Annotated in this window: 14 protein-coding genes and 1 tRNA gene; 4 read left to right on the top strand and 11 right to left on the bottom strand. The window is 71.7% G+C overall.

The window, feature by feature from the left end; translation table 11 throughout:
* The first annotated feature begins 4 nt into the window (after positions 1-4).
* Complete coding sequence (locus tag N1F89_RS02440; RefSeq protein WP_290081150.1) at positions 5-298, top strand: muconolactone Delta-isomerase family protein; 294 nt, start codon at positions 5-7, stop codon at positions 296-298.
* Positions 299-310: 12 nt separating this feature from the next.
* Here N1F89_RS02440 and N1F89_RS02435 read toward each other — a convergent pair whose 3' ends face one another.
* The 4 genes from N1F89_RS02435 to N1F89_RS02420 are packed head-to-tail and all read right to left on the bottom strand — an operon-like array spanning position 311 to position 4,500.
* Positions 311-1,702 (bottom strand): amidase, encoded by a 1,392-nt coding sequence (locus N1F89_RS02435; protein WP_290081143.1) that lies wholly within the window; start codon positions 1,700-1,702, stop codon positions 311-313.
* Positions 1,699-2,781 carry an ABC transporter ATP-binding protein gene (locus tag N1F89_RS02430; protein WP_290081140.1) on the bottom strand — a complete coding sequence of 361 codons (1,083 nt, stop codon included), beginning with the start codon at positions 2,779-2,781 and terminating at the stop codon, positions 1,699-1,701. Before N1F89_RS02430 ends, N1F89_RS02435 begins: the two co-directional genes overlap by 4 nt.
* Before the next feature lie 16 nt (positions 2,782-2,797).
* On the bottom strand, positions 2,798-3,538 hold the full coding sequence (locus N1F89_RS02425) for an ABC transporter permease (protein WP_290081138.1): 741 nt from the start codon (positions 3,536-3,538) through the stop codon (positions 2,798-2,800).
* 53 nt (positions 3,539-3,591) lie between these two features.
* Positions 3,592-4,500, bottom strand: coding sequence for an ABC transporter permease (locus N1F89_RS02420; RefSeq protein ID WP_290081135.1), 909 nt, complete (start codon positions 4,498-4,500; stop codon positions 3,592-3,594).
* Between the two features lie 145 nt (positions 4,501-4,645).
* Here N1F89_RS02420 and N1F89_RS02415 point away from each other — a divergent pair, with 145 nt between their 5' ends.
* Positions 4,646-5,425: an IclR family transcriptional regulator gene (locus N1F89_RS02415; RefSeq protein WP_290081133.1), complete on the top strand. Its 780-nt coding sequence runs from the start codon at positions 4,646-4,648 to the stop codon at positions 5,423-5,425.
* Here N1F89_RS02415 and N1F89_RS02410 read toward each other — a convergent pair.
* The 7 genes from N1F89_RS02410 to cpdR all read right to left on the bottom strand — a co-directional run bounded on the left by N1F89_RS02410 (position 5,416) and on the right by cpdR (position 11,616).
* Complete coding sequence (locus tag N1F89_RS02410; RefSeq protein WP_290081131.1) at positions 5,416-6,162, bottom strand: alpha/beta hydrolase; 747 nt, start codon at positions 6,160-6,162, stop codon at positions 5,416-5,418. The genes N1F89_RS02415 and N1F89_RS02410 overlap by 10 nt on opposite strands.
* Complete coding sequence (locus N1F89_RS02405; RefSeq protein WP_290081130.1) at positions 6,159-7,127, bottom strand: membrane dipeptidase; 969 nt, start codon at positions 7,125-7,127, stop codon at positions 6,159-6,161. The genes N1F89_RS02410 and N1F89_RS02405 overlap by 4 nt, the downstream gene beginning before the upstream one ends.
* A gap of 24 nt (positions 7,128-7,151) precedes the next feature.
* Positions 7,152-7,820, bottom strand: a complete 669-nt coding sequence (locus N1F89_RS02400; RefSeq protein WP_290081129.1) for a hypothetical protein — start codon at positions 7,818-7,820, stop codon at positions 7,152-7,154.
* Positions 7,817-9,568, bottom strand: a complete 1,752-nt coding sequence (locus tag N1F89_RS02395; RefSeq protein WP_290081127.1) for a hypothetical protein — start codon at positions 9,566-9,568, stop codon at positions 7,817-7,819. Before N1F89_RS02395 ends, N1F89_RS02400 begins: the two co-directional genes overlap by 4 nt.
* Positions 9,569-9,672: 104 nt before the next feature.
* Positions 9,673-10,752: an ABC transporter substrate-binding protein gene (locus tag N1F89_RS02390; protein ID WP_290081126.1), complete on the bottom strand. Its 1,080-nt coding sequence runs from the start codon at positions 10,750-10,752 to the stop codon at positions 9,673-9,675.
* Positions 10,753-11,036: 284 nt separating this feature from the next.
* Positions 11,037-11,111: transfer RNA gene (locus N1F89_RS02385), tRNA-Val, on the bottom strand.
* Positions 11,112-11,253: 142 nt separating this feature from the next.
* The gene (gene cpdR / locus N1F89_RS02380) at positions 11,254-11,616 is read right to left on the bottom strand and encodes a cell cycle two-component system response regulator CpdR (RefSeq protein WP_290081124.1); all 363 of its coding nucleotides are present in this window, start codon (positions 11,614-11,616) and stop codon (positions 11,254-11,256) included.
* Between the two features lie 196 nt (positions 11,617-11,812).
* Here cpdR and N1F89_RS02375 point away from each other — a divergent pair, with 196 nt between their 5' ends.
* Both N1F89_RS02375 and hisN read left to right on the top strand, forming a co-directional pair.
* Positions 11,813-12,703, top strand: coding sequence for an N-formylglutamate amidohydrolase (locus N1F89_RS02375; RefSeq protein WP_290081121.1), 891 nt, complete (start codon positions 11,813-11,815; stop codon positions 12,701-12,703).
* A 374-nt stretch (positions 12,704-13,077) separates the two neighbouring features.
* The gene (gene hisN / locus N1F89_RS02370) at positions 13,078-13,851 is read left to right on the top strand and encodes a histidinol-phosphatase (protein ID WP_290081119.1); all 774 of its coding nucleotides are present in this window, start codon (positions 13,078-13,080) and stop codon (positions 13,849-13,851) included.
* The last annotated feature ends 82 nt before the right edge of the window (positions 13,852-13,933 follow it).

Here is a 13,933-nt window from a genome sequence, read left to right as displayed (position 1 = left end):
CGCCGTGGAATTCCTCGTCAACATCACCCTGCGCTGGTCCGACGACATGGACCCGGAGCTCAAGGAGCGCATCATCGTCGACGAGCGCGCGCACGCCGCCGAGCTCGCCCAAAAGGGCCACCTGGTGCGCATGTGGCGGGTGCCCGGCCGCTTCGAGAACTGGGGCGTGTGGCGCGCGCGCGACGCGACCGAGCTGCACGAGATCCTGTCCGGAATGCCGGCGTTCCCTTGGATGGTGCGCGTCGACGTGCACCCGCTCGCCCGCCACGCGGTCGATCCGGCGCCCTATCCGGCCTGAGACGGCGGCCGCTCAGGCCGCGTCGACGCCGGCGCGCTCCAGCGCCGCGGCGACCGCCAGCACGCGGGCGTCGTCGAACTTGCGGCCGACGATCTGCATGCCCACCGGCAGCCCGGCGGCCGTCCGGCCGCAGGGCAGGCTCGCGGCCGGGTTCTGCGCCAGGTTGAAGGTGTAGGTGAAGACGCTCCAGCCGGTCAGGTCGTGCTCAAGATGGCCCGCCGGCGCGTTGCGGCCGAGCGGCAGCGCGGGGACGGCGGCGGTCGGGGTGACCAGCACGTCGTGGCGCATGAAGAAGGCGCACAGCGCCGCGCCAAGCCGGTAGCGCGTGTCGTGCGCCTGGCGGATGTCGTCGGCGGTGAACCGCGCGGCCTCTTCGGCCAGCCGGCGGAGGCCCGGATCGACCTGCGCGCGCGCCGCGTCGTCCATCGCCGCGAGGCGCGCGCGGTAGCCGCCGGAAAAGAACACCTGGCCGACCCGTCGCGGATCGGGAAGGTCGGGTTCGGCCTCCGCGATCTCGGCGCCGAGCGCCTCCAGATGCCGCACGCCGGCCGCCACGCGCCGTTCGACCTCCGGATCGGCCTGCAGGCCGCACAGCGACGGGGCATAGGCGACGCGCAGTCCCGCTATGTCGCGGCCGAGCGCGTGCGAGAAGGCGTCGGCGCGGTCGAACGGGGTGTTGTACCAGTCGCGCCGGTCGGGCCGGCCGAGCACGTCGAGAAGCCGCGCGGCGTCGGCCACCCGCCGGGCGAGCGGACCGACATGGGTGAGCGGTCCGGCGGGGTAGGCGGCGACCGTGCCGAAGGTCGGCTTCATGCCGAAGACGCCGCAGAAGGCGGCCGGAATGCGGATCGAGCCGGCGGCGTCGGAGGCGACGTTGAGCGGTGCCAGGCCTGCCGCCGCCGCGACCGCGGCGCCGCCGCTGCTGCCGCCGGCGCTGCGCGTGGCGTCGTGCGGATTGCGCGTGACCCCGTAGCGGGCGCTGTCGGTCACCAGCTTCCAGCTGAATTCGGGCGCGGCCGTGTAGCCGAGCAGAACCGCGCCCGCCTCGCGCAGCCGTGCGACGGGCGGCGCATCGTCCTGCGGACCCGCGCCGGGCGTCACGGTCAGGCTGCAGAAGTCGAGCGGCCATCCTTTGACGGCGAACAGGTTCTTGATCGTCGCCGGCACCCCGTCGAGCGGGCCGAGCGGGCGGCTGGCACACCAGCGCGCTTCCGATGCGCGGGCCGCCGCCAGCGCCTCCTGCGCGGCGACGTGCGTGAGCACGGTGCCGTGCCGGGCGTTGATCGCCTCGGCTTCGGCCGCGGCCCAGCGCGCCACCTCGACCGGCGAGACGGCGCCGCTGCGGTAGCCTTCGTTCAGGCGCGCGATGCTCCAGCCGGCGAAGCCGTCGGCCGCCGGCTTCATGGCACGAGCAGGTGCACGTCGTCCGGCCGCCAGCTCACCGCGAGATCGGCGCCGGGCGCCAGCGCGGCGGCCTCGCGGTCGCTGAGGCGCAGGCGCACCGTGTGGCCGTCGGCCGTGCTGCCCTCCACGGCGACGCGGTCGCCGAAGTGGACGATGCTGGCGACGGTGAGCGTCGTGCCGTTGTCGGCGGGCGGCGCGTCGGCCGGACGGATCAGCTCGGGCCGGATCATGGCGAGCACCGGGGCATCGCGGGCGCAGTCGAGCGGCGCCGCCGCCCGCACCGGGCCGATCGCCGTCGACACCACGCCCGCCTGCGGGTCGCTGACGGTCGCCTCGAACATGTTGCTCTCGCCGACGAACTCGCCGACGAAGCGGGTCGCCGGCCGCCGGTAGATCTCGATCGGCGCGGCGATCTGCTCGATGTGGCCGGCGTTGAAGACGGCGATCCGGTCCGACATCGTCATCGCCTCGCTCTGGTCGTGGGTGACGTAGATCAGCGTGATGCCGAGCTTGCGCTGCAGCGCCTTGATCTCGAACTGGAGCTGCTCGCGCAGGTTCTTGTCGAGGGCGCCGAGCGGCTCGTCCATGAGCACCACGGCGGGATCGAAGACGAGCGCGCGGGCGAGCGCGACGCGCTGCTGCTGGCCGCCCGACAGCGCGTTCGGCCGGCGGTCGGCATAGCTCGTCAGGCCGACCATCTCGAGATAGCGGCCGACGGTCTCGGCGATCGCATCCGGCGCCAGCTTGCGCAGGCGCAGCGGGTAGGCGACGTTGTCGAACACCGTCATGTGCGGGAACAGGGCGTAGTTCTGGAAGACCATGCCGAAGTTGCGCCGGTGCGCGGGAATGCCGACGATGTCGCGCCCGGACAGCACGATGCGCCCGTCGCTTGGCAGCTCGAAGCCGGCGATCATCATCAAGGTGGTCGTCTTGCCCGAGCCGCTGGGGCCGAGCAGGCTCAGGAACTCGCCACGCCTGATGTCGATCGAGACGTCGTCGACGGCGCGCAGGGCGCCGCCGGCGTAGCGCTTGCTGACGCCTTCCAGGCGCAGGAACGGGTCGGGGGAGGGCTGATGCACGGGCTGTCCTTCGGGCTCACTGCTTCCTGCTCTGCCGCCACGCCACCGCGAGCGCGGCGACCACCACCACGACGAAGAGGAGTGTCGAGACCACGGCCACCACCGGGTCGGATTCCTGGCGCACGCTTTCGAACATGCGGCGCGGCAGCGTGGAGGCGGCGCGTCCGGAGATGAAGAGCGCGATCACCGTCTCGTCGAACGAGGTGATGAAGGCGAACAGGCCTGCGACCAGGAAGCTCGGCCGCAGCAGCGGCAGCGCCACGTGGCGGAACGACGTCAGCGGCCCGGCGCCGCAGGACGCCGAGGCACGCATCAGCGTCCAGTCGAAGCTCTTCAGATTGGCCGACTGGATCAGAAAGACGATCGGCACCGACAGGCAGGCATGGGCGATGACGACGCCCGTCATCGTGTTGAGCAGCCCGGTGCGGCCGAAAAAGAAGAAGTAGGCGAGCGCCATGACGATGAACGGCACCATCAGCGGCATCATGATCATGAGCCGCACCAGGCGCTTGCCGGGAAAGTCGAACAGCGCGAAGGCGAAGGCCGCCGGCGTGGTGACGAGCAGCGTGATCGCCGCCGATGCCAGCGCGATGACGAAGCTGTTGAGCGTCGGCTGCATCCAGTCCGGCCGCGTCACGTAGGCGGCGTAGGAGTCGAGCGTGAAGGCGCTCGGCGGAAAGCGCAGCGACGTGCCCTCGCCGAACGACATCACCACCACCAGCAGCATCGGCAGCAGCACGAAGGCGGCAACCGCCACTGCCAGCAGCCGGGGCAGCAGCGGCGCTCCCCGGCTCCATGCGCTCCCGCCGGTCACGAGCGCCACAGCCGGTCGAGGCCGAAGAAGTGATCGTAGACGGCGAACAGCGCCAGCGTGACCGCGAGCAGCACCGCCGCCATGGTCGCCGCTTCCCGCCAGTCGAGAAGCTGCTCGATCTGCGAGCCGATCAGCCGGGCGATCATCTGGTCCTGCGGACCGCCGAGCAGCTCGGGCGTCACGTAGAAGCCGAGACAGACGATGAAGACCAGCGCCGAGCCGTTGATGATGCCCGGCGCCGACAGCGGCAGGAAGACGGTGCGGAAGGTCTGGAACGGCGTGGCGCCGAGGCCGGCGGAGGCCTTGAGCAGGCTCGGGTCGATGCGCTGCATGACCGCGAACAGCGACAGCACCATGAAGGGCAGCAGGATGTGGATCATGCCGATGTTGGCCGCGATGCCGGTGAACAGGAGCTGCGGCGGTTCCTCCCAGCCGAGGCCGCGCAGCACCGTCGACAGCAGGCCCTGCGAGCCGAGGATGACCATCCAGGCATAGGTCCGCGCCAGGAACGAGGTCCAGAAGCTCATCGTCACGATGAGGATCAGCGCGGTTCCCAGCCGGCCGCCGTAGCGCGCCGCGACATAGGCGATCGGATAGCCGAGAAGGATGCAGAAGACCGTCACGGTCAGCGCGACCGCCAGCGTGCGGCCGAGGATGCGCAGATAGAACGGGTCGGTGAAGAAGGCGCCGTAGGCTTCCAGGGTGAAGCCGTCCGGGCCGACGACGGAAAGCCGCAGGATGCCGGCAAGCGGCACCAGGAAGAGGCCGGTGACGAACACGATCGCCGGCGCGAGCAGAAGCCAGGGGCGCAGCGGACGGGTGACTCCGGGCGACAGCAGCGGCCGCGGCGGGCTGTGGTCCGTCGGCTCGTCGCTCGTCGCGCCATCCGGCATCGTCTGCGCCATCTGCGGCCTGCTCCTCCCATTTGTCTGTTTATAGCAGACAGTGATTTCTATAAGAAGACATTAGCCGGAGCGGCGCGGGGGTTGTCAACCACCGCCCGGTGGATAATCACTCGCCTGCGGAAGCATCGAGCAACGGGAGCGCAACTTGACCACGAAGCCGGGCATCACGAACGACCAGGCGCGCGGCGGCACGCGCGCCTTGAGCTCCTCGCTCCGCACGCTCGCGATGCTCGACACGATCGCCGGTTTCAACAGGCCCGTGCGCTTCGCCGAGCTGGCGCGCGCGATCGGCGGCTCGCGCGCCAGCAACTACCAGAAGCTGGTGACGCTGGTCGAGGCGGGCTGGGTGGAAGGCACGCCGGAAGGCGCCTACAGGCTGACGCTGCACGCCGCGCGGATCGGCAGCGTGGCGTTCAACCAGGCCGGCCTCGGCAAGCGCATGCATCCGATCATGGAGGCGCTTTCGGCCGAGCTCGGCGAGAGCGTGTCGCTCGCCGTTCTCGACAACGACGTGCTCTACATCATCGAGGAGGTGATGACGCAGGACCTGCTGCGCGTCAGCTATCGGGTCGGCACGACGATGAAGATCGAGAACACCGCGTCCGGCCGCGTGTTCGCCGCCTTCGTCTCGCCCGAGCACCGGGCCAAGCTCGTCGCGCAGGGCATCGCGCTGCCCGACGCGCAGACGCTGGAGCGCGTGCGCGGCGCGTTCTTCGCGACCTCGCACCGCGGCGAGAAGGCGGAGATCCTTGCCGTCGGCGCGCCGGTGTTCGACGCGCAGCAGCGCATCATCGCGGTGCTGTCGATCGCCGGTCCCTACGACCGCATCGACGTCGAGCGGAGCCGGCTGGCGCTGATGCGCGCGGTCAGCCGGTTCATGAACGAATCGGGCGGCTTCAAGCCGTGGGGCGACGCCTACGGCTGAGCCGTTTCGGCAAGCAGCGCCAGCAGCGCCTCGGCCAGGAGATCGGGGTGGGTGATCATCGCGTTGTGGGCGGCCGGCAGCGCGCGCACCGGCCAGCCGGCCGCGCGGGCGCGCCCGGCGGCGGCGTCGAAGTAGACGCGCTCGTGCCGCGTGCAGCGCAGATAGGCGCGGGCGCGCACGTCGGCGAGGCCGCCGGCAAGCGCGACCGGCTCGGCATAGCAGCGCCAGGGCATCGGCGTCGCCTTGCGGTCGATCCAGGCCGCATCCTCGCCCCCGGTGCCGAACATGGCGGCGGGCGAGGCCGGCAGGATCCAGCCGAAACCCTCGGCGTCGACGCGCGCCCTCAGCCGCTGCGTCACCGCCTCGCCGATCAGGTCGCACATCGACTGGCCGTCGTCCGGCACGTGCGCGTCGAGATAGGCGAGCAGCCGGATGCGGCCGGGCAGCCGGTCGGCGACGCCCGTCACCACCATGCCGCCATAGCTGTGGCCGAGGAGCACGGCGTCGTCGATCTCCTCGTGCACCAGCAGGGCGGCGATGTCCTCGACATGCGTCGACAGGCCGACGGCCGGCGACAGAAGATGCGCGCGGTCGGCATGGCCGGTGAGCGACGGCGCCAGCACGCGATGGCCCGCCGCGACGAGGCGGCGCGCCAGACGCGCCCAGCACCAGCCGCCGTGCCACGACCCGTGCACCAGGACGAAGGTGCCGGGACGCCGGCCGGCGGTGCCGGTCATCCGAAGACCTCGCCGTAGAGCCGCAGCCAGTTGCCGAAGGCGATCTTGTCGGCCTCCTCGTCGTTGAAGCCGAAGGACACCAGGCCCTGGCGCAGCACAGAGAGCTGGCTCGGACGCTGGTACCACGACGGCGGCGGCACCGCTCCCGGCCGCGCGGCCGAGCCCGCCCCGAAGTCCTCGCCGCGCGTCCAGTAGCCCTTGCGCATCCAGTCGAGGTCGTCCGGCACCACCTTGTTGTGGTTGGTGTCGGTGCCGAAGGCGACGTGATCGATGCCGGCGATGTCGACCGCGCGCGCCACCAGCCCGGCCCACGCCTCCACCGTCTGGCAATGCTCGTCGCCGACGATGTTGCGGTAGGTGGCGCAGCCGATGACGCCGCCCGTGTCGCGCAGCGCCCGCAGCACCTCGTCGCTCTTGTTGCGGCGGTGGTCGAAGACCGATTTCGGGTTGGCGTGGGTGACGGCGACCGGCTTCTTCGACCAGCGGATCGCGTCGAGCGTGGTGCGGTCGCCGACATGCGACAGGTCGACCAGCATGCCGCTGCGGTTCATCTCGGTGATGACCTCGCGGCCGAACCGCGCCAGGCCGGAGTCGTGCTCCTCGTAGCAGCTTCCGCCGAGCTCGTTCTGGTTGTTGTAGGTGAGCTGCAGCACGCGCGTGCCGAGCTCGGCGAACAGCTCGACGAAGCGGATGCGGCCCTGCAGGCAGTTGGTGTTCTGGAAGCCGAGCAGCACGGCGACCTTGCCCTCGGCGTCGGCGCGGCGAATGTCGGCGACGCCGCTGGCGATCAGCGCGATGTCGGCATTGGCGCGCACCAGGTCGCGCCAGCGGGCGATCGAATCGAGCGAATCGAGCGCCCCCTCCCAGAAGCCGCAGGTCACCGTCACGCAGGTGACGCCGGCGGTCTTCAGCTCCTCGAAGGACGACCGGTTGAAATGGCCGCACTGCAGTCCGTCGATCAGCATGCTTGTCCTCGTCTGGTTGGTTCGTCAGCCGCCGCGGCCCGGGCGCGTGCCCTGGGCGTCGGCGAGCGGGAATGCGCGGGTGCCGTCTCCCGCGTGGCTGCGCGAGACGGCGGATTCGGGAATGAGGTAGCCGGCCGCGGTGCGGCCGAGCCGCGCCCAAAGCGCCCGCTCGACCGTCAGGTCGGCGCGCGACAGGGCGAGCGGGTCGAAGGGCTCGGCCGCCGCGGCGCGGCGCGCGGCGAGGCGGGCCGCGTCGCCGTCCGCCTCGACCGCGAGGGCCAGCCCGTCGCGCGCGGCGAACCGGACGAGCGCGCCGAGCAGCCGGGCGGCCGGACACCGCGTCACGGCGACCTCCGCCGGGCCGTCGCCGGCGGCCGGCAGCAGGCGATCGAGGATCGACGGCGCCGCCACCAGGGCATGGCAGCCCGCCGCGTCGAAGACGATGCCGTCGGCGTGGCGCCGGACGCTCATGCGCCGCGGCGCGGCGCTGCGGATGGCGGGCCAGTCCTCGGCGAGCGCGCGCAGGCCGCCCAGCCCGTCGTGCTCGGCCGCCAGCACCATGGCGGTGACCGCCGGCTCGAGACCCCAGTCCCAGGCGCTCTGGCGCAGGATGCGGCTGCACACCGTGCGCGCCTCGCGCGGGCGGACCAGCACGGGCGGCGCCGGCGCGGCGTCGTCGGCGACGCCGGTCACGGCACGGCCCGCGGCATCAGCGGCAGGTGCCAGCCGGGCTCCAGGGTGCGGCCGATCTCGCCGCGCGCCGGCGCGCCGTGGAACATGATGCCGCGCGCGTTGCGGTCGAGATAGTCGACCGGCTTGGCCAGTCCGTAGAAGCCGACCATGATCAGACGCACGAGATCGAGCGCGCGGAAGTCCTCGGCGAAGGGGTTGCAGTGCGGCGTGTGGAAGCGCGCGTCGCGCAGATGCTCGATGCGCTGGGCCGTGTGGCGATGCTCGGGATGGGCGAGCAGGAAGTCCGCCGTGTCGCCCGTTTCGCCGAAGGCGCGGATGTCGGCGAGCAGCGCCTTCACGCCGCCGACGACGTTGCGCAGCATGTTGTGCGTGGCGGGGGTGTCGTGGCGCGTGCCGCGGCGCGGCTCGTCGTTGGAGATCGACTGGTACCAGACGAAGTGGTTCGCCGACGGCGTCTCGGTGTCGGTCGCCAGCGCCCAGCCGTACTGGCGCTCGATCAGCCCGGCGATGTCGCCGAGCCGCATGCGCGGCGCCGGCGGCGGGTCCTCGTCGACCACGAAGCATGCGAGCAGCCGGTCGCGCAGCTCCGGCATCAGGTCCATCACGCAGGACAGCACCGTCTCGGCGGTCGCGCCGGCGCACTCGGCCCATGCCTTGTCGAGAAGCCGGCGAACGGGCCGGCCCAGCGTGGCGTCGGCCGCGAACGCGGCGGCGAGCGCGCGAAGCTCGGCGCTGCGCTGCGCGTTGGCCGTCCCGCCGTCCTCGCCGACGCGGTCCTCCGCGACGAAGCGCGCGGCGCGCTCGAGCAGGGCCGCCAGCGTGGCGCGGCGCGGATCGTCGTCGGCAAGGTGCAGCGCGGCCGCGCTGGCGATCAGCCGTTCGCGCATCTCCAGCCAGCGGCCGAGGAACTGCGGCCGGTTGTAGACGAAGAAGACGAGACCGATGGCCGAGCCGTTGCCGATGCCGATGAAGCGCTTGAAGGCGGGGTCGAGCGCGGCCGCGCCGGGCGAACCGACGCGGGCCAGATGCTCGGCGAGGTCGAAGGAGAACTCGCGCATCATGTAGCCGGCGAGCATCTGCGCCATGTACGGCGCGCCGAGCGGGTGGTCGCGGCCGTAGGTCAGGAAGGGCCGGGTGCCGTAGATGCCGTTGCCCTCGATGCCGACATTGCGCATCAGATAGCCGATCTCGGCGATCCGCTCGGGATCGGGCTGGCGCCCGGCGGCGAGCCGGCCCACGACATGCTCGAAGACGCGCATGCTGCGGTTGCTGCGGCACCAGATCAGCGTGTCCGGCTCGGCGCGGCCGGCGTAGATCTTCGGCATCTCGCGGCGCATGGTCTCGATCTGGCGGTCGGTCGCCCGGCCCTCGTACAGGCCGCCGTTCATGTCGCGCTCGCCGTCGAGCACGCGGCCGCTGCGGCCGCCCTCGACCGGCGGGTTGGCGAGCGCGACGAACTCGAAGCGCCGGCCGCCGGCCTCGATGGCGTAGCGCGCGATACCGGCGCCCTCGGCGTCGAGGTCGAGGCTTTCGCAGCGGATCGACCAGCGGTCGCGAAACAGGCGCTCCACGAAGTAGTGGCTGCAGCTCAGCGCCGACGGCTGCAGTGCGGCGAGCGCGCCGGGCGCCATCAGGTCGGCTTCGCCGCGCAGCGGCGGACGGCCGATCCGGCGCAGGCGCTCGACGGCGACGGGCTCGAGCGTCGCGGCGCGGCCCGGCGGCGGGGTGATCGCTGGCGAAGGAGGCATGAAGACCTGGGCAAGGCCGGCGCCGGCTGGCGCGGCTGACTGGCGTCGGGAGGCGGCCGGACGACGCGGGACGCCCTCCGGCCGCACAGGAACGGCGAACGGTGCTAGGAGGCCATCCAGCGCTCGAACCGCTTGGTCATCTCCGTCAGGCGGCTGCCGACGTCCTCGACGTCCTGCCACACCGACACGGCGATGTTGTCGGGGTGGGTCGGCATCGTCCTGGCGACCTCCGCGTCGATCAGCTCGAAGGCGCGCTCGTCCATCGGGCCCATGTTGTTGTCGCGGCAGAAGCCGGCCATCGGCTCGGGCTGCGTGGCGAACTGGATGTACTTCCAGGCGTTCTCGGCGCGCGGCGTGCCCTTCGATACGCACCAGAAGGCGCGGTCGACCAGCGCCTGGTTGCGCACCAGCGTGACCGGCACGCCGTTGTCCTCGAGCGTGCGCGCGCCCGAGGCCCACAGGCCGCCGGCGGCGACCTCGCGGTCCTGGATGAGCTGGATCGCCTGGGCGCCCGACTGCCAGAACACGCGCAGGTCCGGCTTCAGCCGGTCGAGGCTGGCGAAGGCGCGGTCGAGGTCCATCGGATAGAGCTCCTCGGGCGCCACGCCGTCGGCCAGCAGCGCGAAGGCGATGGTCTCGGAGGGATAGACCGGCAGCGTGCGCGGGCCGGGGAAGGCCGCGGTGTCCCAGAACTCGGCCCAGGACTGCGGCCCCTTGCCGTCGGCGAAGGTGTCGTTGCGATAGGTGACGTTGAAGGAATAGGCGTGCGAGGCGACGCCGTTGAACATCACGTTGCCCTCGGGCACCTGGCTCGCGTCGAAATTGCCTTCGGTCGGCGCCAGCACGCCGGCCTCTTGCGCCTGGTAGAGCGCCGCACCGCCGAGCGTGGTGACGTCGAAGTCGTAGGCGCCCGTCTGCGACTGGGCGACGAGCTTGGCGAAGGAGACCGGCGAGACCGTCTCGACGCGGATACCCGTCGCCTCGGTGAAGGGGTCGAAGAAGTTCTTGCGTGCCGCCTCGAGCCAGCTTCCGCCCCAACTGTTGACGACGACGAAATCGTCGGCCGCGGCGGCGCGGCGTACATAGGGCGCGGCCAGTCCGGCGCCGACCGCGAGGCCTGCTGACGCCTTGAGCAGGCTGCGGCGGGTCAGCGCGGCACGCGCGCCTTTGTCGGGACGGGTCATGCTCTTCCCCTTCTGTCTTCTATGTGAGAACATTATGTTGTATTAGAAGACAATAGTGACGTGCCGGCGCCGCGCTTGTCAAGCCGCGCTGCCGGTCGTGGCATGGCGACCGTCGCGGCGGCGACAAAAGACGCTGCCGGCAGGGACGTGGTGCTTTGTCGGGGGGACGGCGCGCCGCGGCGGCGCCAGGCCGCCGCGCGGCATGCGGCCCGTCCGGGCGCGCGCGAACGCGCCGCCGAATCCGGCGGGTCCGCGCAAGAACGAGATGTGCTGGCTGGTCCGGCTGGTGGGCGTGCCTGGGATCGAACCAGGGACCCCTACGATGTCAACGTAGTGCTCTCCCGCTGAGCTACACGCCCTGCCGACGCGGGCATAGACCACAAAGCCGCAGCGCCCGTCAATAGGAACTTCGCCGCCTTTGCGGGGCGTCGCGGGCGGGGCGCGGCGGCCGGTTGCGCGCGGGCTCCGGCGCTCCTGCGCGCGGCCGCTGCGGGGCGCCGTTCAGGCGGCCTGCAGCATCTTCTCGACCTCGTTGACGAGGTCGCGCAGGTGGAACGGCTTCGACAGCACCTTGGCGTCGCGCGGCGCGTTCGAATCGGGGTTCAGCGCGACGGCGGCGAAGCCGGTGATGAACATCACCTTGAGGTCGGGATCGATCTCGGTGGCGCGCCGGGCGAGCTCGATGCCGTCCATCTCCGGCATCACGATGTCGGTCAGAAGCAGCGAGAACGGCTCCTCGCGCAGCCGGTCGTAGGCGCTGGCGCCGTTGTCGTAGTCGATCACGTCATAGCCGGCCCGCTCGAGCGCGCGGACCAGAAACCGCCGCATGTCGTCGTCGTCTTCCGCAAGCAGGATTCGCGCCATCGTCCCTGTCCGAACAGCCCCCGACGGGCCTTTGCGCCGGCCCGTTAACCATTGCGATATATGAATCCGCGAGGGTAAACATCAAGTGAATGTGGTGCCGCGGCAAGGCGGCCGTGCAGGCTGGACAGGCCGTGCGCCCGGTGGCAGGCTTTGCCGGCATTGCCAGCGACGGCGGCGAGCGGCGGCGGGAGAAGACATGGACGCATCGGCAGACTTCGCAACGGTACCCCCCTTCGCGGTGCGGCTCGCCGGCGACCAGATTCTGCCCTTCGTGTTCAACTCGCCGCACAGCGGCCGGCACTATCCGGCCCGCTTCCTGGCGATGTCGCGGCTCGACGCCGCGGCGATCCGCCGCTCCGAGGACTGCTATGTCGACGAGCTGTTCTCCGGCGTGATCGGCCTCGGCGCGCCGCTCCTGTCGGCCAACTTCCCGCGCGCCTATCTCGACGTCAACCGCGAGCCCTGGGAGCTCGATCCGCGCATGTTCGCCGAGCCGCTACCGGGCCATGCCAACACGCGCTCGCCGCGTGTGGCCGGCGGGCTGGGCACCGTGCCGCGGCTGGTCGGCGAGGGGCTCGACATCTATGCCGGGCGGCTGCCGCTGGCGGAGGCCGTGGCGCGCATCGGCGCGGTCTACAAGCCCTATCACGACTGCCTCAAGCAGCTCGTCGCGCGCACCCATGCGCGCTTCGGCTTCGCCGTGCTGATCGACTGCCACTCGATGCCGGCCAGCATCCGCGTCGGCGAGAACGGCATGCGGCCCGACTTCATCGTCGGCGACCGCTTCGGCACCTCGGCCGCGCAGGCGCTGACCGAGCACGCCATCGCGATCCTGTCGGCGATGGGCTACACGGTGGCGCACAACAAGCCCTATGCCGGCGGCTTCATCACCGAGCATTACGGCCGGCCCGCGCGCGGCCTGCACGCGCTGCAGATCGAGATCAACCGCGGCATCTACATGAACGAACGCACGCTGGAGCGCGCGCCGGGCTTCGACGCGCTGGTGCGCGACCTGACCGCCTTCGCCCGCGACCTGACCGCCATCCCCGACGATTTCGCCGCAGCGCCCCCGCTCGCCGCCGAATAGCCGCGCGCGCGGCCGCGGCGGCGTGGCTTTTCACGGCGCCGAAACGCCGCCGGACGCGGCCTGCCGCCTCCGAAAACCGCTTCACAGCATCCGACGGGATGGTCTAGAGATGCCGCGCCACGCCGGGCGGCCTCGCCACGCGTTTGCGCGGCGCAAAAAAAGAGACCGCATCGCCGGTTGACGACGCGGTCCAAGTCTAGGGAGGAAACGCCCAAGGAGGGCATCGGACAGACGAACTGTCCGGCAACCAATTTATGCTGCGCTGCACAAATGTCAAGCGCTGCACTGCGATTTTGTGTGGACAAAGCGCCGCGGGGCCGCGAGGGGCGCGGCGGCCGGCAGGCCCGGCGATCCGGGCATGACGAGGAGACGAGATGACCATTCCACCGGCCTTTCTGCGGCGCGTGGCGGCGGCGGCCGCCGCCGAGACGCTGCCGCGCTTCCGTCGCCAGGCGGCGGTGGCCAACAAGGACCATGCCGGCTTCGACCCGGTGACGGAGGCCGACCAGGCGGCCGAGCGGGCGATCCGCGCGGCGATCGCCGAGGCCTATCCCGGGCACGGCCTGATCGGCGAGGAGTTCGGCAGCGAGAACGGCGACAGTGCCGCCGTGTGGGTGATCGACCCGATCGACGGCACGCGCGCCTTCATCTCCGGCCTGCCGCTGTGGGGCACGCTGGTCGGCCACATGGTCGGCGGCAAGGCGGTGGCGGGGTTGATGGCGCAGCCCTTCACGGGCGAGCTCTACTTCGCCGACGGCGCCGGCGCCTTCTACGAGGGGCCGGGCGGGGCCAGGACGCTCGCCACCCGCAAGGTCGAGCGGCTCGAGGAGGCGACGCTGTGCACCACGACGCCGGCGCTGTTCGACGGGCCGCGCCGGGCGCTCTACGACACGGTCGAGCAGGCGGTGCGGCTGACGCGCTACGGCACCGACTGCTACGGCTATGCCATGGTGGCGGCCGGCCATGTCGACCTGGTGATCGAATCGGCCCTGCAGCCCTACGACATCGTGGCGCTGATCCCGATCATCGAGCAGGCCGGCGGCGTGGTGACCACCTGGCGCGGCGAGCCGGCCGAGGCGGGCGGCGACATCGTGGCAGCCGCCACGCCGGCGCTGCACCGCGCGGCGCTGGCCCGGCTCGCCGGCTGACGCCGGCGGCCCGGAGCCGGTCGGGTCTCCGCACCATCGCAGACCGGTTCTGAGTCGTCGTTTTCCTGGGGGAGGGGGCGGC

This window comes from Aquibium sp. A9E412 (assembly GCF_030398335.1).
Taxonomy (GTDB): Bacteria; Pseudomonadota; Alphaproteobacteria; order Rhizobiales; family Rhizobiaceae; genus A9E412.
The sequence above is the reverse complement of the archived record's forward strand: the minus strand, read 5'-3'. Positions and strand labels throughout refer to the sequence as shown.

Excerpts from the sequence above, each read along its gene's own strand:
- N1F89_RS02435 (WP_290081143.1), bottom strand. The coding sequence starts at position 1,702 with ATGAAGCCGGCGGCCGACGGCTTCGCCGGCTGGAGCATCGCGCGCCTG.
- N1F89_RS02420 (WP_290081135.1), bottom strand. The coding sequence starts at position 4,500 with ATGGCGCAGACGATGCCGGATGGCGCGACGAGCGACGAGCCGACGGAC.
- N1F89_RS02410 (WP_290081131.1), bottom strand. The coding sequence starts at position 6,162 with ATGACCGGCACCGCCGGCCGGCGTCCCGGCACCTTCGTCCTGGTGCAC.
- N1F89_RS02405 (WP_290081130.1), bottom strand. The coding sequence starts at position 7,127 with ATGCTGATCGACGGACTGCAGTGCGGCCATTTCAACCGGTCGTCCTTC.
- N1F89_RS02395 (WP_290081127.1), bottom strand. The coding sequence starts at position 9,568 with ATGCCTCCTTCGCCAGCGATCACCCCGCCGCCGGGCCGCGCCGCGACG.
- N1F89_RS02390 (WP_290081126.1), bottom strand. The coding sequence starts at position 10,752 with ATGACCCGTCCCGACAAAGGCGCGCGTGCCGCGCTGACCCGCCGCAGC.
- cpdR (WP_290081124.1), bottom strand. The coding sequence starts at position 11,616 with ATGGCGCGAATCCTGCTTGCGGAAGACGACGACGACATGCGGCGGTTT.
- N1F89_RS02375 (WP_290081121.1), top strand. The coding sequence starts at position 11,813 with ATGGACGCATCGGCAGACTTCGCAACGGTACCCCCCTTCGCGGTGCGG.
- hisN (WP_290081119.1), top strand. The coding sequence starts at position 13,078 with ATGACCATTCCACCGGCCTTTCTGCGGCGCGTGGCGGCGGCGGCCGCC.